The organism is Pedobacter sp. (genome assembly GCF_039594775.1).
In the GTDB taxonomy this organism is placed as follows: Bacteria; Bacteroidota; Bacteroidia; order Sphingobacteriales; family Sphingobacteriaceae; genus Pedobacter.
In genome coordinates this window covers 1-19,776 of record NZ_JBCNMT010000012.1, presented here as the reverse complement: position 1 = coordinate 19,776, position 19,776 = coordinate 1, and the positions used below count along the sequence as shown (strand labels likewise).

Annotated in this window: 18 protein-coding genes; 6 read left to right on the top strand and 12 right to left on the bottom strand. The window is 38.3% G+C overall.

From position 1 onward, the window contains the following. Nucleotides 1–29 precede the first annotated feature (29 nt). The 4 genes from ABDV71_RS19230 (at nt 30) to ABDV71_RS19215 (ending at nt 6,753) form a co-directional block, all read left to right on the top strand. Entirely contained in the window at nt 30–926 is an 897-nt protein-coding gene (locus tag ABDV71_RS19230) for an AraC family transcriptional regulator (protein WP_343535464.1), read from the top strand. Between the two features lie 48 nt (nt 927–974). Further along, nucleotides 975–4,136 (top strand): TonB-dependent receptor, encoded by a 3,162-nt coding sequence (locus ABDV71_RS19225; RefSeq protein ID WP_343535462.1) that lies wholly within the window; start codon nt 975–977, stop codon nt 4,134–4,136. An 18-nt stretch (nt 4,137–4,154) separates the two neighbouring features. Further along, the gene (locus ABDV71_RS19220) at nt 4,155–5,627 is read left to right on the top strand and encodes a RagB/SusD family nutrient uptake outer membrane protein (RefSeq protein ID WP_343535460.1); all 1,473 of its coding nucleotides are present in this window, start codon (nt 4,155–4,157) and stop codon (nt 5,625–5,627) included. Between the two features lie 109 nt (nt 5,628–5,736). Beyond that, nucleotides 5,737–6,753, top strand: a complete 1,017-nt coding sequence (locus ABDV71_RS19215) for a hypothetical protein (RefSeq protein ID WP_343535459.1) — start codon at nt 5,737–5,739, stop codon at nt 6,751–6,753. Between the two features lie 15 nt (nt 6,754–6,768). Here the strand turns inward: ABDV71_RS19215 and ABDV71_RS19210 are convergent, their stop codons facing one another. The 7 genes from ABDV71_RS19210 to ABDV71_RS19180 form a co-directional block, all read right to left on the bottom strand. Continuing rightward, nucleotides 6,769–8,559, bottom strand: a complete 1,791-nt coding sequence (locus tag ABDV71_RS19210; protein ID WP_343535457.1) for a mechanosensitive ion channel family protein — start codon at nt 8,557–8,559, stop codon at nt 6,769–6,771. A gap of 52 nt (nt 8,560–8,611) precedes the next feature. After that, nucleotides 8,612–8,806 carry a hypothetical protein gene (locus tag ABDV71_RS19205; RefSeq protein ID WP_343535455.1) on the bottom strand — a complete coding sequence of 65 codons (195 nt, stop codon included), beginning with the start codon at nt 8,804–8,806 and terminating at the stop codon, nt 8,612–8,614. 86 nt (nt 8,807–8,892) lie between these two features. Continuing rightward, entirely contained in the window at nt 8,893–9,354 is a 462-nt protein-coding gene (locus tag ABDV71_RS19200; RefSeq protein ID WP_343535453.1) for a DinB family protein, read from the bottom strand. Nucleotides 9,355–9,402: 48 nt separating this feature from the next. Then, nucleotides 9,403–10,257 (bottom strand): ThuA domain-containing protein, encoded by an 855-nt coding sequence (locus ABDV71_RS19195; RefSeq protein ID WP_343535451.1) that lies wholly within the window; start codon nt 10,255–10,257, stop codon nt 9,403–9,405. 68 nt (nt 10,258–10,325) lie between these two features. Next, nucleotides 10,326–12,749, bottom strand: coding sequence for a prolyl oligopeptidase family serine peptidase (locus ABDV71_RS19190; RefSeq protein WP_343535449.1), 2,424 nt, complete (start codon nt 12,747–12,749; stop codon nt 10,326–10,328). A gap of 143 nt (nt 12,750–12,892) precedes the next feature. Continuing rightward, nucleotides 12,893–14,236, bottom strand: coding sequence for a hypothetical protein (locus tag ABDV71_RS19185; RefSeq protein ID WP_343535447.1), 1,344 nt, complete (start codon nt 14,234–14,236; stop codon nt 12,893–12,895). Nucleotides 14,237–14,243: 7 nt separating this feature from the next. Further along, the gene (locus ABDV71_RS19180) at nt 14,244–14,792 is read right to left on the bottom strand and encodes an RNA polymerase sigma factor (RefSeq protein WP_343535445.1); all 549 of its coding nucleotides are present in this window, start codon (nt 14,790–14,792) and stop codon (nt 14,244–14,246) included. Between the two features lie 246 nt (nt 14,793–15,038). Here ABDV71_RS19180 and ABDV71_RS19175 point away from each other — a divergent pair, with 246 nt between their 5' ends. After that, nucleotides 15,039–16,346, top strand: coding sequence for a DEAD/DEAH box helicase (locus ABDV71_RS19175; protein WP_343535443.1), 1,308 nt, complete (start codon nt 15,039–15,041; stop codon nt 16,344–16,346). Here the strand turns inward: ABDV71_RS19175 and ABDV71_RS19170 are convergent. The 3 genes from ABDV71_RS19170 to ABDV71_RS19160 form a co-directional block, all read right to left on the bottom strand. Then, nucleotides 16,343–16,957 (bottom strand): alpha-ketoglutarate-dependent dioxygenase AlkB, encoded by a 615-nt coding sequence (locus ABDV71_RS19170; protein ID WP_343535441.1) that lies wholly within the window; start codon nt 16,955–16,957, stop codon nt 16,343–16,345. The two genes, ABDV71_RS19175 and ABDV71_RS19170, sit on opposite strands and share 4 nt — an antisense overlap. 34 nt (nt 16,958–16,991) lie before the next feature. After that, nucleotides 16,992–17,348 (bottom strand): four helix bundle protein, encoded by a 357-nt coding sequence (locus ABDV71_RS19165; protein WP_343535439.1) that lies wholly within the window; start codon nt 17,346–17,348, stop codon nt 16,992–16,994. A gap of 120 nt (nt 17,349–17,468) precedes the next feature. Then, nucleotides 17,469–18,329 (bottom strand): methylated-DNA--[protein]-cysteine S-methyltransferase, encoded by an 861-nt coding sequence (locus tag ABDV71_RS19160; RefSeq protein ID WP_343535437.1) that lies wholly within the window; start codon nt 18,327–18,329, stop codon nt 17,469–17,471. A gap of 112 nt (nt 18,330–18,441) precedes the next feature. Between ABDV71_RS19160 and ABDV71_RS19155 the strand changes: the two genes are divergently transcribed. Beyond that, nucleotides 18,442–18,996 (top strand): hypothetical protein, encoded by a 555-nt coding sequence (locus tag ABDV71_RS19155; protein WP_343535436.1) that lies wholly within the window; start codon nt 18,442–18,444, stop codon nt 18,994–18,996. Here the strand turns inward: ABDV71_RS19155 and ABDV71_RS19150 are convergent, their stop codons facing one another. Next, nucleotides 18,997–19,203 carry a helix-turn-helix transcriptional regulator gene (locus tag ABDV71_RS19150; RefSeq protein WP_113662525.1) on the bottom strand — a complete coding sequence of 69 codons (207 nt, stop codon included), beginning with the start codon at nt 19,201–19,203 and terminating at the stop codon, nt 18,997–18,999. A 3-nt stretch (nt 19,204–19,206) separates the two neighbouring features. Continuing rightward, nucleotides 19,207–19,743 (bottom strand): DUF2975 domain-containing protein, encoded by a 537-nt coding sequence (locus ABDV71_RS19145; protein WP_343535435.1) that lies wholly within the window; start codon nt 19,741–19,743, stop codon nt 19,207–19,209. Nucleotides 19,744–19,776: the final 33 nt, after the last annotated feature.

The window sequence follows — 19,776 nt, the reverse complement described above, 5'->3', positions numbered from 1 at the left end:
TTAAATAGCAAAATATATCCTCAATTTTTATGAAGCACATCGTTAAACTTGCCAATGGTAATAGGATCATCAGCGAAAATACTTGTGAATCCTTTTACAGTCCAACGGATACCGGTCATTTTTATACGTTACGTTTCGTTTTTAATGGTTTGGAAAGTTGTACAGTTGGACGTAAAAAGATAGACATCTTTCCGGATAGCTTTGCATTGTTTAATGTTGGTACGGTTTACAATGCTTCGATAAATCATGCCAAGCCAGTGTCTACGCTCTCTGTAGCCATAAAGTCGTCGTTGGTCGAAGATTTCAATTATGCTTTTAACCGAAACGATGATGGGCTTTTTGGGGGGACTGGTAGTATCAGACCCCTCTTTATGGAAACCCTATATCCATTTAGCGGTGCCATGTGGTATAACATAACTGGCCTTAAAAGACACATAGATAGTGGATTGCGTGATGAGGCTTGGATTGACGAATGTTTGAACCGCTGTTTGTTGGATTATCATAACATCTATCAAAATGAAGTGTTAAATAGATTGAACAGGCTCAGTTCACTAAATCCAGCAACCAAAAAGGAGCTATTTAGAAGATTATTGCTAGCTAGAGAATTTATCAGCAGCAATTTTAACAATAAAATTTACCTGGAGGACATTTCTACTTATTGCTGCCTTTCAGTTAACCATTTGCTGCGCACATTTAAAGCCGCCTATGGAATTACCCCTTATCAATATTTAACTCAAGTGCGTTTACAAAGAGCAAAATTACTGCTTGTAGGTACTAGCTATCCTATAAAAAAGGTAGCTAGTAATGTAGGACTTAAGGATACCAGCGCCTTTATTAGGCTATTCAGTGGCCAAGAAGGAAAAACACCATTGGAATATCGGAAAACTACCATAGAAAACAGCTTGGTAGAAATGAATTTTATTTAATCACGTATGTATTAAACCGCATATAATCAATTAACTAACCATTAAATTATGAAAAAAAAATTACTGTTATTAGTAGCCAATTTTTTGTTCTGCTTTGCGCTATTTGCCCAAAATAGGACAGTAACAGGCATGGTGGCATCCAACGAGGATGGCTTGCCCCTGCCAGGCGTGAGCGTGAAGCTAAAAGGCTCAAATGTTGGCGTATCAACGGGATCCAACGGTAGGTTCTCGTTATCTGTTCCGATGGGTATTATTTCATTAGAGTTCAGTTCTGTTGGATACGCAGCGAAAACAGTGACGATAGACAAGCAACAAGAAATTAATGTTCTGCTCGAATCTGATTCGAAAGCCTTAACTGAAGTAGTAGTAACCGGGTATGGAACTGTTGCCAAGAAAGATTTTACAGGTTCAGCCTCGAGGGTAACTGGCGATGCCATTAAAGATAAGCCTGTACAAAGCTTTGGTCAGGGGCTTACCGGACAAGCCGCTGGGGTAAACATTGTGCAACCAAATGGTTTGCTCAACAACCCGCCGGTAATCCGTGTACGTGGGGTAAGCTCCATCTCGCTCAACTCTTTCCCACTGGTTATTGTGGATGGTATTCCGTTTCCTACAGGCGATATTTCTACCAACTCAAGCGCCAATAATCCTTTGGGAGACATTAATCCAGCGGATATCGAATCTATTGATATCTTAAAAGATGCAGCCTCAACAGCTATTTATGGATCTAGAGCTGCTGCTGGTGTTTTGGTTATTACTACCAAAAAAGGAAAAGCAGGCTCTTCAAAAATCACTTACGATAGTTGGATAGGTTCAATCAAAGCTACCAGGTTGCCTGAATTACTTAATGCACAACAATATATGGATGTAAAGAATACTGCCGTAGCCAATGCCCTTCAGGTTAATCCTGCTGCTATTAGCGCTACTCAGCACGTAGGGGGTAAAAGCTTTTTCCCCAATTATCATCCGGATGGATCCATGGTAGATACCCGTTGGTACGATGAGGTGTATAGAACGGCCTATTCCCAAAACCATAATGTGAATATCTCTGGAGGTTCGGAAAAAACTTCTTATTTCCTTTCGGGCGGACTTAGCGATCAAAATGGTTTTTTAAAAGCCAACAGCTTTAAAAGATATACTGGAAGGGCAAATTTAACCCATAAAGCAACTGGTTGGTTAAACTTGAACTTGAATATGGCTTTCACCAATTCAGATAATAATTCTCCAAACAGCGGTTCGGTGCCTGGTGCGGCTTTCAACTCCTCGGGTCTGGGACGTATTGCCTTTGCACTGTCACCTAACCTCGCCGTAAGAAATGCCGATGGTAGCTATAACTATACCCTGAATAGCGTAGGAAGTGGGAACAATCTTATTGGTACCTCATGGTCGCATCCTTCAGTAATCGTAGAGCAGGATAGAAATATCTCCGAGACCACCAGGTTTTTGACCAATTTAGGTGCTGAGGTTAAGATTATAGATGGATTGAGTGTCAAGTCTACCTACTCTTGGGATAAATCCTACACCGAAAATATCAGGTACTGGAACCCTTTCCAAGGGGATGGTAACTCTGCCGGAGGAAATGCTTTTAATAGCCTGATTAGAAGAAATAATTGGAACTGGATCACTACTTTACAGTATAAGAAATCATTTGGCGGTCACCATTTTAATGCTCAAATTGGTTCCGATTTCCAGAATACCAGAACCTTAAGCTGGGGGGCATTACGTACGGGATTATTGGATCCAAATTTCTTTGATAACTATCAAGGTACTTTCGCCAATATTGTGGCAGCAGGTAATTCCATCTCGCAAATTGCGTTCGAATCCTACATTGCCAATGCTTCGTACAACTACAAAGGGAGATATTATTTGAGTGGAAATTTTAGGAGAGATGGCAACTCGGGCCTGGCTTTTAAAAACAGATGGGGCAATTTTGGCGGAGCATCCGTGGCTTGGGAAATTGCTCAGGAAGGTTTTTTCAAAAACTCGGCATTGGGAAGCAAGGTAAGTAGTTTGCGTTTAAGGGCCAGCTATGGTACCGTAGGTAACGGAAATGTGGGTCCATATAATGAATTTACTACGTTCGGTTCAGGATTGTACGGCGCTTCGGCACTTGCTTGGGCGTTTAACCAAGCTGGAAACGGTGTGTTGAGCTGGGAGGTAACTAAGCAAACAGATATTGGTCTTTCGGCAAGTTTGTTTAGTAACCGTTTAACCTTTGAAGTTGATTATTTTAATAAACATGTAGATAATTTAATTTTAGCTGTTCCGCAAGCAGCCTCAAAAGGTATTCCGGGTAATAGCATACTCCTAAACGTGGGAAGCATGTATAATCGAGGTTTTGAATTTGCCGTATCAGGTAGTCCTGTAAAAACGGATCGCTTTAGTTGGAACGCTAATCTGAATTTTACTTCTATCAAAAATAAAGTGGAAAGATTGGCCAGTGGTATACCTAATATTATTGGTTCTACCGGTGGTTTGGAAAGTGCAAGTATTACAGAAGCGGGGAAAAGCGTATCGGGTGTTTATGCCGTTAGAACAAAGGGAGTTAACCCGGCAAATGGACGTAGAATATTTTTAGATGCCAATGGTAGAGAAGTACAATATTTACATCATGCAGGAACTACTGCATGGACGTATGTAGACAACGGTGCCATAGCACCTGCAATTACTGCTGCTAGAGATGCCGTTTACGCAGGAAATACCATGCCCACTTGGTACGGCGGTTTTAACAATACCTTAAACTATGGAAATTTTGATTTAGCCTTCAATTTTACCTTCACCGGTGGTAACTATATCTACAACGGATCAAGAGCAGGTTTGCTAGATCAACGTTTCTGGAATAACTCTACAGAAGTGCTTAATGCTTGGACCACACCTGGACAGGTAACCAAAATTCCTAAAGTAATTTATGGCGACAATATCTCTAACGGATCTAGTTTTCCAATTACGGATAATGTGGAAAAAGGCGATTTCCTCAGATTGCAGACCGCTACGTTGGGCTACAAATTGCCTACTTCTATTTTTGGCAGAACCGGAATTAAAAGTTTGAGGGTTTACGGACAGGTCACCAATGCTTTCATCATTACTGGTTACACTGGTGTTGATCCCGAGATTTCATCTAACGGAAATTCAAATTTGGCAGCTGGTATCGAACGTAACAGTATCCCTCAAGGAAGGTCCTTTACTTTTGGCCTTAGTTTAGGATTATAACACTTAACTCATTTGATCATGAATACTTTTTTTAAAAAAACATATCATCAGCCTTTGGCAAAATTTGCCATATTGGCACTCTCCTTAACACTAATCGTTAGTTCGTGTAAAAAAGATTTTTTGGTAGCAAAGCCAGAACTATCCCTAATTGATAAAGACGCATTTACCTCGCCAGAGAGGATATTGGCACAGGTAAATGGTTTGTACGCTACGGCTAAGTCGGGTGCCTTATTTGGTGGTCGCTATCTTATTTATAATGATATCAGGGCAGAGGAGTTTCGTGTAAGAGAATTTAACTCCAACACGGGAGCAACCGTCCACAACGCCACTGTCCAATCTTCAGATGCCAACCTAGGGAATATCTGGACAGCAGGTTACCTAGTGATCAATAGGGTAAACTATTTTTTGGAAGGGCTGGAAAAAAACAAAGCCATTTTAAGCTCCGCAGTGTATGAAAACTATAAAGCAGAAGCCAGATTTTTGAGAGCCTACACCTATTTTGGCTTGGTACAGATTTTTGCTAAACCCTATGTGCTTAACAATGGCACGTCCAGAGGTTTACCAATCCGCCTGAAAGCCGAGCTTACCGAAGAAAACAATACCCTTAAAAGCTCAACGGTAGCACAAGTGTATACCCAGATATTGGATGATTTGAATGAAGCCGAACAAAATCTTCCAAATACCTATGGAACTGCTTTGCTTAGAACTACACGTGCGCATAAAAATACCGCAATTGCGGTTAAAACCCGTGTGTATTTGGCTATGGGTAATTATGCAAAGGTGTTGGAAGAGGGAAATAAGATTGTTCCCCAAACAGCTCCTTTCGAAAATACGCAAAGAGTGTCGCATGCGCTTCAAGCTAATATTGCCAATGTATTTGTTGCGCCATTTACTACTTCAGAATCTATTTTCTCACTACCCATGGATGCTACCAATCCTCCGGGTACGCAAAACCAACTAGGTTATTATTTTAATGCAGGAAATTTGGAATACGTGATCAACACCACGGGTTTCGGAATTTACTCAGATCCGGCATGGCCAGCTACAGATGCCAGAAGAACTGCTTTTATACAGGAATATTCTGCTTCCATTGGTTGGTATACTAAAAAATATTCAGGTACGGCACCTTTCGTAGATTTTGTTCCACAGATCAGATATGCAGAAGTACTGTTGAATGTTGCCGAAGCCGAAGCATTAATTGCTGGTGGTAATTTGGTAAGATCAAGAGCGCTGTTGGATGCCGTAAGACACCGTTCTGATCCAAACTATAACTTTGGAGTTCTTGCGACTGGTGCAGCTTTAGAAAAAGCCATTATGACGGAAAGGAGAATAGAATTCTTGGCTGAAGGAATGAGATACAATGACTTAGCCAGAAAAGCAGAACCAATGCTTTCTATCGGAGCAGGGTCGTTAATCCAAGTAGCGGATCCAAGATACACCCTGCCGCTACCAGATGTAGAGACTTACTATAATCCAGCGGCGGAATGGTAAGCATTTAAATTAAAAGCTGCTGCGAAATGAAATGGAAATGCTATCAAAAGGCAAAATGAAACCCATTTGTTTCGTAGCAGCTTTTTGGAGTTTAATACAAACAATAATTATGAAATATTTGCTAGCCGTTTTACTTTGGATTTCGGCCTATACTGCGAGTGCACAGAATCATAAAGTTCACCAATCGGAAAGCAAAAGGGAATTTACATTGATCTATGGCCATAACGTTTATGCTGATTTTCTTTTTTATCTGTTTTACAGAAACGTGGGCAATTACCCAACACTCTTAAAAGCAGTGCCTTTAACCGCTGTATCTAACTATCATGGAGCGGCGATAACACTTACCGAACGTGCAAATGTGATACAGATTAAGAATTATCGAGCCTTGTATCCCTTGCTTGAACCCTATAAACAAGCAGATCATGGAGTAGAGGAGAAACCTTTGAAGCATCTTTCTTTTGGTGAACCTCTACCAAATTTTGATACGCTTAAGATCATCATTAAACAAGGTGAGAAATTTTTTCCTTTATTTGAAAAGTTTTGGAAAGACAGTATAGAACAAGCCGAGTTAAATACAATTTCGGTTTGGAAAGAACAGGCAAAAACACTAAAAGTAGTGGAAAAACTTTTTGCGCTACTTAGAATAAAGCCAAAATTCGATTCCTTGTTTGTTGGTGCAATTGCATTACATACTGCTGGTAGTGGCCTAGTTGATCAGCCAAGCATTCATACCCAACTATTCAAAAAACCAAATTTGCCTTGGTTCATGGGACACGAGCTTACGCATTTGCTAATAGGACAATACACTGGTGAAGACTGGTCTAATCAGAAAGACTTTGCAGATATTATGAAATATTTGAAAGATAACGAAATTAGCTATTATGAAGTGGAAGAGAGTCTCTGCCTTTTTATACAGGTAAAATTGTCGCAAACTTGTGGTTTGTTGGCTGAAAACTATAAAATTTCTACCTATTTGCCAGACCATTTGTACAGAAAGAGAATAGTACGGATATTGGAAGATCATTGGACTAGCTATGAAAACAATACTACAAAATTCCCAAACATTGTAAAATATCTGAAATGGTGCGTTGAACAAGCACTCCATTCAAATATTAGAAAAGACTAAATTATAAACAGTTTTCTATTTTTCTTCTTTGCGGATAACATTGTAATGCGGAGAAAGAATCTCTACTTCAGCCTCATTAAAGTTGTCTTGAATGTTCTCCAATAAGTTACTATAGATGGCTGCTTGCAGATTGGCTTGTAGTGTATAAGCGTTGATCTGGTAGCAAATGCTGAAATCATCAAGGTTGGTTTGTAAAACAAAAGGTGCAGGTTCCTTTTCAATATGAATGGTAGCTAAGGCAGCATTCGTTAAAAGTTCGTATACCTTTTTCCAGGGAACATCATAGCCAATGGTTACGGTATAATGCAAGATCAGTCCTGGTTCGTTCTTTTTTGTTCTAGCTGAGTAGTTTACTGTGCTTGATGACAGTACCATTGAATTAGGGACCGTTACATCTTCGTTTTTAATAGTTCTAATGCGGGTAACCAACATCGTTTTCTCAATCACATCTCCTGTAACTTCTCCAATTTTAACCCTATCGCCAACCTTAAAAGGCCTCATGTAAGTAATCACCAGCCCAGCAACTAAGTTGCTTGTGGCACTAGAGGAACCTAAAGAAAGTAATATACCTAGAAATACAGATACGCCTTGAAATGCTGGTGAACTTGAACCGGGTAGATAGGGAAAAATAACTACCAACATAAAAGCATAAAGAACAACTTTTAGGATGTTGAAAGTAGGCATGGCCCAATCTTGGTGGAAGCCTCTTATTTTAACATTGCCCACCCTGATTTCACGAAAGAAAAATTTGATGGCCTTTAAAATGTATTTAAAAATAAAGTATACGACAATGATGGTGAATAGATTAGGCAGGTAGTCAACAATAGCTTTGCTGGCTGCTCTGAGTGGACTCAATATCCATTTGAGGAGCGTGTTGGTCCAGCCTTCTGTTTCAGGAAAAATACTGAAAAGTAAGGGCAAAGAAAGATAGATAACCAACAGGATAACAATAATCTTTACAATGCCGTTGATCTTTAAAAGAATTCCTTCGAGGTATTTGGGAGATAATATTTGCGTTTTCTTGATTACCAGCCCATTCTCCATTAATGTTTTTTGATTAATAAGGTAGTTTGCTGATTTTCTAAAGAAATAGTTGGTAACTCTGATAATGATGACCAACATCAAGATGACCAATAGGGATAGGCCAATTCGCTTGGCCCAATTCATCAAGCTATGTGATTTCTTCTCGCTTTCTACACTGTTTTTGATGATGTTTAGATAATCTTTAGCAAGATCTCCATTGCTTTTTCCAAGCCACAGTCCATCTAAATTTCCAACAGTTAAAATGATGAGCTTTTTCTTATAAATAATGTCGTGGCTATCATTTAGTGAATTGATACGTAAGGAATCTGGGTTGTAAAAAGCGTCTTCATATATTTTATTTATTTTTTCGGATATCGATTGTGCCCTTTCCTTGGCATCAAAAGAACCAGTGCGGGTATAGATGTAAAATAGCGTATCTAAATTTAAGATTACTGGATAGCCCTTAGTTGTTTTCTTTAAACTGGCTATTTCCTGTAGTTGTGAAACCTTGCGCAAGGAATCGGTTCTTTCAATTTCCCTTAATTTTTTTTCTAGCTCTAAAGTTTTTTGAACATTGCCACTGGCTGCTTTTAATTCTCTTTCTAAACGTTCTTTAATTAAAGAATCAACATTTGCCTGTTGTTGGTCCCGTATTAAGACCGCCTCGTTAAGATCTGAATTCCTTTTGGCAGTGTCGGTTGGTTTTTGAGCATAGGCAATACCATTAGCTAAAAAGAATATAAAAAATAGAAGTAAAGAGCAACAAGGCTTTTGAACAATCATTGGCGAGCTGTTTGAGGTAAGCCTAATATAACAATTTACACTATAATAAATCTTATTCCTTTGGTGCTTTTTTAATTGAATGTACAGGTTGCTCACTTAATTCTCGCTGTTTTGCAGGATTTTTGGTTTTCACCTGTTTTGTTTTTACCTCGTAAATTTCATTTTTAATGCTTTTTAGAGGTTTAACATTATTGTTTGTATTTTCCGAATCGGTATTGCCGCCCTTTGTATTTCCTGTAATGTTCATCTGTTATTGGGTTTTGGTTTATTTAATAACAGTAAAGGAGACGGAATGTTCTACTTAGGGATAGGCAATAGAAACTAGGGCATCGGCTACACTAACTTTTTCATCACTAAACTACAGCCATAGTGAAGGCCATCATGGGAAGCAATAAACTTCACCGCATCTTGGATGTTCTCAAGTTTTAAACCCTTATAAGTGCTAATGGTATAAGGAAAATAGTTGTTGAATTTGTCAGTAGCCAAATCACTTTCCAGTTGATCGATAACAGCCAATAAATCGTGTTTAAGCTGTGCTATTTCTTCCGCAGAAATGAAACTTTCGGGTTTGGAGCCATTTCTGTATTTTTCTACTAAACTAGGATCTATGATTAATTCGTTGTTGCTTAACTTATAGCATAACAATTGCTGGCTTACAATTAAATGGCCCATTTGCCAAGCAAGGTTATTGTTAAAACCCGTAGGAATTTTATTTAACTGTTCAGTCGTTAAATCTTCAACCAATGCTAGCAGCGCTTTTCGGCTACCTCTGATAATTTCTAATATTTTGTCCATCGTATAGCAAATATAAGAGGCTGCGGTTAAATAAATATGGAGGATGGATTACTTTTTTTGTTTAGCATTTTTTTGCTTTCCAAGCCATAGCAAGCCATCTATGATCAATTGGTTTTGATGCTCATTATCAAAAGTATTCGATAAGGTTTTTACGTCTTTGCCATACTTATGTTCATAATCCATATCGTTATGGCCCATGTTCACATAAATCATTTTGTAGTTCTTATTGGTCCAAGCCACAGGGTAATCACCTTGGTGCCATATTTCATGGGCTTTAGGTCCTGTGCCTAATGGAAAGCTGGTAGAATCTACGCTAAGTAAGATGTTGATATTTGGATTGGTACGCAAGTTATTTTCCCATTTATACCATTCATTAGGTTGCGATTTGAATGTTTTAGGTAGGTTTTTGGTGGCCTCGTGTTTGGCATCAACACGTAGCATAGCCGAAGTAGGTCGCCAGGTATTTCCGCTATATTGACCGGAACCTAAAAACTCATCGTGGTACCAGTTCCAATTTTGAGGAAAAGCCGACTGGTTGAGTGCAAAGGCCGAGAAGTGAAATCCCATCCATGCACCACCATTTTTCATATAATTTTCAAAAGCCTCGCGTTGGGAACTGTCTTCTGGTCTAGTATCCAGAAAAAGCACAACTTGGTATTTAGCTAAGAAATTGGCATTCATATTGGTCCAGTTACTGGTGGTATCATACTCAAAATCATGTTTTTTAGCCATTGCGGGAAACCATTGGTTAGCTTCTTTGACAAAACTTACATGGGCCATGTCATTTTTGCCTGTAAAAAAGGCGATGATTTTAAATTTGCTGGACTTTTGTGCAATAGCAGAAAAAGAAAAACAGAAAATCAACAAGAAAAGTAAGATTTTTGGAGAAGTGGGATGGTTCATGAGCAATAACGGTTAAAAATAAAAAAGGGCAGTGTTTACACCGCCCTTTAAATATATAAATGATTAATTTATTTTGCCGCTGTTGGTTTAGCATTTTTCACATAAGTATCTAACCATTTATTGGTTTCCCAAATCATGTGAAGGATGTTTTCTTTAGCTCTGTAACCATGCGCCTCGTAAGGTAGGTAAACAAAACGTGTAGTACCACCATGACCTTTAATGGCATTAAATAAACGTTCGCTATTGATTGGGAAAGTACCTTGGTTATCATCCATTTCACCGTGAATCAATAGGATAGGAGTCTTAATTTTATCAGCATAGCTAAATGGACTCATTTCATAGTACAATTGAGGTGCTTGCCAGTAAGTACGGTCCTCATTTTGGAAACCGAAAGGTGTTAAGGTTCTGTTGTAAGCACCACTGCGGGCAATTCCTGCTTTAAATAAATTGGTGTGTGCCAATAAATTTGCAGTCATGAAAGCGCCGTAGCTATGGCCACCAACAGCCATTCTGTTTCTGTCGCCAACTCCCATTTCGCTTAATTTGTTAATGGCGGCTTCAGCATTTAGTTTCAACTGCTCCACAAATGAATCGTTAGGTTTTTTACCATCTTTTGCAACAATTGGCATTTCTGCGTTATCTAATACCGCATAACCTTGTGTTACATAAAAGATTGGTCCTCCAGAGCTGATAGTGATGAATTTATTTTCAGAACCCCTAATTTGAGCGGCATCACTTGCTGAGTTAAACTCACGTGGATAAGCCCATATCAATACAGGAAGTGGGCCATCTTTATCTTTGTTATAACCTTTTGGTAGGTATAAATCACCAGTTAAATCAATACCATCAGCACGTTTGTAGGAGATTTTTTGTTTGCTCACGCCATCCAATGCAGTATAAGGATTGGTGAAGTTGGTGATTTGTCTGTCAGCTATACGAAGCATTAAGTTTTTAACGAAATAGTTAGGTACTTCTGTTTTACTTTCTCTACGGGTTAGCAGTACTAATTTTTGTGGGTCTAATACATCGGTAACGACTTCAAAAGTGCCTTCTTGGCAACGCCATAATATTTCCGATTTTTTAGTGTTCAGGTCAAATTTTGCCAAGAAAGGTAAATCGCCTTTTGGAGAAGCACCAGTTGGGTTATTCAACAAAAGCTTGGTGCCATTGTCGGTTGTTAAAATTACTTGACGACCAAATTTGTTTTTCTCGGTTACTGGAGAACCTGGATTGTTGTAGGCGTCGGTAGTGTTTAGTTCATAAAGTGTTTCTAAAGTGCCGGTGGTAGGGTTAAAACGACTTAATTTACTGCTTTGTTTAATTCTGGAAATTTCTCTAACCAAAGCTAAGGAGGCATTTCCCCAACTTACACCTGCAAAACGTGTTTTGGTTTTGAAAAGTTCTTTGCTGGCCCCAGTGAATGGTGCTTTCAATTCATAAACAGCATCATGGAATTCTACATTTTTCTTGATTAAACCACTGTCTAATGGCTGTGCCCAAACAATAGAAGCAGCTTCATCATCTCTCCAGTCGAAACCGCGAGGTACATTTTGCACGTTGTCGTAACCCGAAGGGCGAACCTCGCTAGAAGGTAATTCTGCTAATACTTTAACCGTTTTTCCTGCTCTATCAACAATCTTAACCGTAGATGGGAAACCATAAGCAGCCACCAAATAAGAGAATGGCTTTTTAATGGTACGTACCATCATGTAGTTTTTATCTGGCGATAAGCTAACGGAGCTGTAAATAGCAGGTGCGCCAATTGGAGTTTCCACACCAGCTTTGTTTTGAACCAATTGCGAAGTCGCAAAAAACTCAAACAACTGCTCATCATAAGGTGATTTGATTAAATCCTGGATGGTAGCACTAGGCGCTACTTTGCCCAAGTTTTCTTGTACAGTTGGTCCTTTTGGTGCTAATGGGCGTTTTGGCGCAGCACTTGCAGGTTTGGTAGCCACTTGATAAATCAAAGTATTGTCGTCTACCCATACCATACCAGCGCCCAAAATAGCATTTAAAGGCTGTTTGTTAATTTTAGTAGCTTTTGCAGTGGCTACGTCAATTACATATAAATCAACTCTGTCTGGAGCCGTTTGGGTGAAGGCAATTTTAGTTTCACTTGGATTCCAACGCACATTGCCCGCATATAAAGTGGTAGGAAGACCGGTAATGGCACTTGTTTTTCCTGTTTTGATATTTTTTAAGCTAAAGCTGTTCACATAAGTTTGACGGCTTGGCGAGTAATTGTTTGGATTAATACGCATGCCGGCAATTTTATATTCAGGCATTGCCAGTTCTTCGATAGAAGGATAAGGATTACGTTCACTAAACAAAATCCATTCTGCTTTGCTATCGATGCTAACCCCTGGAGTTGGCTTGGCTAACAACAAATCTGCCATCACTTTTGACGGTGTTTGGTAAGTAATAGCATCTTGAGCTAAAACAGTCCCTCCAAAACCCAAAAGGAATAGGTTAAGTATGATTTTTTTCATTTTCAACATGTAAGTTTAATTGATAGGATAAACTTACGCAGTTTAAATGATTTTAGCTTTTTGTATCAAAAATTTTGGATAGCATTTCTAGGTAAATGAATATTGTCACTTAATGTTGTTGAATTTTTATAGATATGGCTATTTTATTTTTTGCCTCCGTTAAAGTTAAATTTAAGGTTAAGCCCAGCCGAGCTAATTCTTAGATTCTTATCGCCCATGGTACCCAAGGCTGGTTTATAATAAGGTTCAAAAATCAAGGTGTTTCTTCCTAAGTTTTGGTTGATTCCAATGGCAATAATGGCACTATTGGCAAAATCGAAGCCTCTGAAAGTGCTTTTTTCAGTTTCTTGTCGTTGTTGGGCTTCTCCGTTTTTAACTTCAAAATTGCTCCAATTGTAATTGTAGGTGTATTTCTGCGATAGGTACGAAGTAGAATTTATCCCTGTAGAAATATAGAAATCTTGCTTTTTGGTAGGGTAAAATTTCACAGCCATAGGGAGGTCAATGGTCAATAATTGCCCATTGAAACTCACATCGTTAGTGGCGGTAGCTGAATATACGCTGGTAGATGGTGCTAAACTCATGGCATTATCCCTAGCCGCAAACATCGAATTTGAAACCGTTACCGGAACCTGGTTTTCATAGCTCACCTTATTTTGGCTAATGCCCGCACCAAAGCTCAAAACAATATTTTTAGTCACTTTCACATTTGCATTTAAACCAACACCAGCGCTTAGCTTTGCTTCATTTTTATCATGGTAATTGAAAAAAGTCCCCGTAAAAACATCAATGGTAGTTTTCGAAGTGCTGTTTTTTTCGGTGTTCTTATTTTTATTGTTAGCTAATTTTTCGCTTTCCTTATTGAAAAACTCTTCGGTAGATAATTTAGTTGGAGGAGTTTCCTTTTCTATGGTGTTCTTAGGGGCATCTACTTGAACAGTTCCTGCCACCTGATTGGTTTCAACTTTGTTATTGGCTACCATATTACCATTGTCGACCACTATCGGAGGATTGTTTTTGGTCACTTCGGTAGGAGGGGTTGTATTTTTCTCAGGTTGCTTTTCCCCAACAGGAATATTGTTTGCAATAAGAGGAATTTCATCAGCGGCTGATACACTAAATTGCTTGGCCTGCTGGCGAGACTTTTGTATGCCAGAATTTTCGTTAGCTACCGCATTATTGGTAGCAAGGGAATCATTTTGTGGTGTTATCTGATCAATAGTAGCTTTAGAGGGTATTTCTACTTTTTTGTTTTTAGCGTTTTGTAAAATCGTCTTTTCAGTATTAAATACCTCTCCAAAATATAATCCCATTATCAAAAGTAAGCTCGCAGCAATGCCACTTAACCACCAAATAGGTAGTTTTTTATTTTCCTTTGCAGGGAATTTTTTGCGCAAATCGGCCCAGCCCTGTTCGCTCAGGCCGTCGTCGTAATCGTTAAAAACGACTTTTATTTGTTCTATTAGTTCTTCGTCACTCGCTTTCATCGCTCTTTTATCTTGTGTAAATGGAGTGGGTTGCCAATAATTGCTGTAAAGCTTGCTTTGCCCTGGTTAAATACGTTCTCGAAGAACTTTCAGGGATGTTCAGCATGCTGCCTATTTCTTTATGTGAGTAGCCGTCAATTTCATAAAGATTAAAAACGGTACGCTGCAATTCATTTAAATGCTTCATTAGTGCTAAAATATCTTGAGCGCTAAGTTTGTCAATTACAGAAGTATGGATGCTTTGCGGGATGGTATCTGTAAGTTCCAAAGCCTCGCTAAAACGCATCGACCTTCTTTTGTGGTCTAAAGAAGTATTTACCAGAATCTTTCTGAACCAAGGCTTGAAATCATTTTCTTCGTTGAAGCTTCCAATGGATTTAAACACTTTGATAAAACTGTCATTGGCAGCCTCTAAAGCGTCGTCCCGATTATTCAAGTAGCGAATACAAACTCCCAAAGCATAGCCATAGAACTGTTTATACAGCAATTCCTGATAACGAAGGTTTCCCTGTTTGCAGTAAGATATCAGCTCATTAAGGCCTTGCTTTTCACGCATGCACTACCGTTGTTTTGGCTAAATTATATTCTTCTTAGGGCTATAAAAATAAGCTATATACCTCTTTTTCGCACAAAATGATATCAAATATCATTTTGCATAACATAAATAAAATTAGTTAATCGCTACCTATACGTACGTATTTTTAAAAACGCTACAACCGTTGAAGTAAAATTCGGGAAAAGCCTTATTTTTCTGTTAAACAATTAATATCCGTAAATTTGTCCCTCAATTAAATTTTTAAGCGTGTCGTTAGAGCAGTTAAAGTTAAGTAAGCCTTTGGTTTCGGCCATGAGCGCCTTGGGCCATTTGTCGGCAAAGGAAATGCAATTAAAAACCATGTCTCGTATTTTGGGCGGACAGGATATTATTGCCATTGGTCCCGAAGGAAGTGGTAAAACAACCACCTATGTGTTGGCAACTTTAATGCGTTTAAAAACAGGGGGAGGCGATGCGCCAAGAGCGCTTATTTTAGTTCCCTCAAAGGAAAAAGTGTTAGAGGTGTTGGAATACTTCAACCAATTGAATAGGAATAGTACCTTCAAAATAGTAGGCATTCACGCTGATGAGCCCATTGATGAGCAGGTAGAAGAGCTGACTGATGGGGTGGATATTGTGGTAGCTATACCTTCCAGAGCTAGGGCCATTTACCTTAAATTGGGTTTAAATACCAACAAAATCCAAATGATGGTAATTGATGATGCAGGCGATATGGTGAAGCAAGGTTTGCAATTACCCATTAACGAACTGGCCAACAGTATCCAAAAGTGCCAGCACTTGGTGTTTACGGAGGTCATGCATGACAGATTGGATAAAATGATTGCCGATTTTATGTTCATGCCAACGACCGTTGAAGTAGAAGAACTATCAGAAACTACGGTAGAAACTTATCCCCAGCTCGTATACCCTGTACCTAATTTCCGTACAAAACTGAATTTGCTCAATTTGTTGTTACAGGATACCGAGGTATTTGATAAAGTAGTAGTTTTTGTAAATACTCGATTGACTGCCCAAACCCTTTCAAAAGACTTATTTGATGGTAAAGCTAATGACGTTTTTGTTTATAAACCATTATTTTTTGATGAGGCTGGCTTTGAAAGTTTAGAAGCTTTTAAAGTAAATGACAGGGCTCGTGTGCTTATTGTGGCCAATGAAAACTATGAAGAAACAAGCTTGACCAACATTCCTTTTATCATTCATTTTGAGTTACCAGAAGACAAAATGCTTTATATCAATAGGGTGATTAAAAAGGATGAGGTGGATTTGGTTGCATTGAACTTTATTACCGACTTAGAATTACCTCAACTTCGTAAAATAGAACAAGCCATTGGTCATAAATTGGAAGAAGCGGAATTGCCTGAAGACCTCAAAATTGAGGACATGGGTAAAGCTACTAAGCAGAAAACTAAGCGAGCAAAAGAGCTAGAGCGTCAGCAGGCGGAAGAAGAAGCTTTTAGGGAGGCCGCATTCCAGAAAAAGAAGGAAAGCAATGCTAAAACAACCAATTACAGCAGCGGTGAGAAAGCAAGGATGAATAAATTGCGCAACCATTAAGCTTCTACAATTGTTCTAAAAGTTAGATTTATTCTTGGTATAAAGGCTTTTTTAGTGGGAGGTAGGCGATGCAGCCAATGGGTTTGTGTGGTACCTTTCATCATTAATAAACTGCCATGCTCTAAATTAAGCGAGATAATGGTTTTATCTTCTTTGTGCTTAAACGCAAATTTTCTTTCCGCACCAAAACTCAAAGAAGCGATTGCTCCATTTTTCTTGAGGTCTTTTTCGGCATCGCTGTGCCAAGCCATACCCTCATTGCCATTATGGTAAAGATTGAGCAAACAAGAATTAAAAGTTTCACCAGAAAGCTCCTCGGCTTTTTGTTTTAAAGCAAGAAGCGCTTTGGTCCAGGGTAGGGCAGTTTTTGTAATGTTCGAATAGGTGTACTCAAATGGTTTCTCTCCATACCAAGCTACTTTCCGTTTGGTGATGATCAATTTTCCAAAAATTACAGCCTGGTCGTTTTCCCAAAAAACATGCTCGAGCAGGTGATGGTAGTAAAAATCGGCTTCGGCTTTGCTGAAAACTTTGCCGTAGTAATTCACTGTTCCCTCTTTTGGAAGGAGATTGGTTGTTGCGTCACGCTCGTTATTGAATAGGTCTGTCATTAGGAGCTAGGAGTTAGTGGTTAGGTATTAGTAACTAGGTTCTAGGAGTTAGTGATTTGATGAGTCCGTTAAGTATTTTGGCAATTTCTTCAGACTGTAATAGAATATCCTTAAAGGTGATTTCATTAATGTAGTTTAACCTTAACGCTAAATAGAGCATTGACCTTACTTCACTGTTTGAGGCTAATGCGATGTATAAAAATCTTTTAAATTCAGGTTTCGTGCCTCTGTCAAATCCTTCCGCAATATTGTTTGATACAGAAACAGAAGCTCTACAAATTTGACTTCTAAAATCCCAATCAAAATTATTCTTGAAATCTTTGTAAATAACAACTGCTAGGTCTTGCGCTTTTTGCCAAGCCACAATATCTTCAAAACATTTAATAGCCATAGGTAGTGGGTTTTTGTTAAAATTGAAGTTACAAAAAGCATTAGAGATTCTCCAACACTAACCACTAACCACTAACCACTAACCACTAACCACTAACCACTAACCACTAACCACTAGTTCCTAATCCCTAACCCCTAGTTCCTCCTTAACAAAAGCTTGTTCCCAACCAATAATGGCCGTTTTACGGGTTGTGCCCCACATGTAGCCACTAAAAGAACCATTTCCTTGTATTACACGATGGCATGGAATTAGAAAAGCAATGGGATTGCTTCCTATGGCGGTACCTACAGCTCTTGAAGCATTCGGGTTTCCAAGACTTTCGGCAATTTTGCCATAGGTAGAAAGTTTGCCCATTGGGATTTTGAGTAGTGCTTCCCAAACCTTCAGCTGAAAATCAGTGCCCTTTAAATGTAATTTAATATCCTGTAATTTCGACCAATCGTTTTGGAAAATAAACAAAGCGTTTTGTTGCATCACATCTAAATGCTGTCTATAGTTGGCATTTGGAAATTTGGCCTTCAATAACGCCAGTGCTTGACTTTCATCTTCATAAAAAGCCATGTAGCAAACACCTTTGGAAGTAGAAGCCACCAACAAGTTGCCAAAATGACTACTGGCAAAACTATAATTGATAACCAAATCAGCACCACCATTTTTATATTCTGCTGGTGTCATGCCTTCAATGTTTACAAATAGATCATGTAATCTACTGGTTCCCGAAAGGCCGGTTTCAAAGGCTACATCAAATAGGTTTGACTGTTCTGTTTGTAGTAAGCGTTTTGCATAACCTACGCTTACATATTGTAGAAACTTTTTTGGACTAGTGCCTGCCCAATCAGTAAACAATCGTTGAAAATGAAAAGGACTTAGGTTTACGTTTTCGGCCACTTCCTCTAAATCAGGTTGATTTTTAAAATGTGTGCTGATGTAGTCAATTGCTTTAGCTATTCTTTCGTAATTAAGCTGTTGTTGCGTTTTCATGTGCTTTAAATTTATACAAATATCCCAACAGTATGGCGTTTATTAAATCCGAAACTTGCTTTGTTGAAAGTCTTTTTTTTGCAACGGGCTTACAAATGTTAATTTCGTTATTGTGAAAGACCAGTTGATTAACGAAATCAAAACAACTTTGCAAAAAAGCAAGGTAGCAGAACTAGCCGCCATTTCTATGCAAAATGAAATGGCGATTAAAGATATTATTGACCTTACTTTTCATCCAGAGGAGAAAATTAGCTTCAGAGCGGCTTGGATTTTAGAGAATGTTTATGAAAACAACCCAGGGAAATTTGTACCTTTTATTATTTATTTCCTCGATGGTTTTTCGAAGCAAAATAATTTATCGGCACGTAGGCATTTTTCGAAAATACTGGCACTGCTCAGTAAAAAGAATGCATTGCCAGAAATAAAGGAAATCTTAATGAATTATGATACCGAAAGGCTAGTGGAAACTACTTTCAGTTGGTTAATTGATGAGCAAGTGCCAGTCGCCATCAAATCAAATTGTTTGAATATTTTGGCCAATTTCAATGCCGTTCATTCATGGATTAAGGACGAGCTCTTGCAAACCATGGATTACTTGGTGGACAAAGAAAGCATCGCTTTTTTTGCAAAGGTTAAACAAATCAGAAAGCAGCTCAAGGTAAAGTAGCTACTCTTCTACGTATTCTAAAATATCTCCTGGTTGGCAATTTAGTGCTTTGCAAATGGCTTCTAAAGTGCTGAAACGTATTGCTTTTGCTTTTCCGGTTTTTAAAATGGAAAGATTGGAAAGAGTGAGTTCAACTTTTTCTGATAGTTCATTAAGCGACATCTTTCGCTTTGCCATCATTACATCTAGATTTACAATGATTGCCATAGTTTATACAGTTAAATCATTTTCATTTTGGATTTCTACTCCCTTTTTGAAAATGATAGCAATAATATAAATTACAGCTCCCATTAAAATAAAGGCTTGACTGTCCGTCCAAAATTGGTTCAAGTTGTCGACTATAAAACCGTGGTGCATTAAATTTTTAATTAATTGTCTGCCAATATAACTTAATAGTCCAATTGAAATAGTATAGTAACTAATTTGTGAAATTTGTTTCGCAACAAAAGTATTAAACGGCTTTGATAAATCCATTTTATGCATTAGTCTAATAACTACGTAAAATAGGTAAGCTTTTAGGATTGAAATGATTAGAATGAAGCTATAAATATTAAAAAAAACTAATTTACTGTCATTATATATTTCAGATAAGTCCAACTTTTGATAAAGGTTTTGGACAAATTCAGGCTTGTATAGGCTAAAAAAGAAATTTACTACTAAACCTCCAGCTTCAATGGCCAAGCCTACAAAAATGAGCCAAGCAACAATGTATAAGCCCCAGAATACGAAGTTTTTTGTTTTCGACATTATTATAAATTTAAAATTAATATTTCAAATATA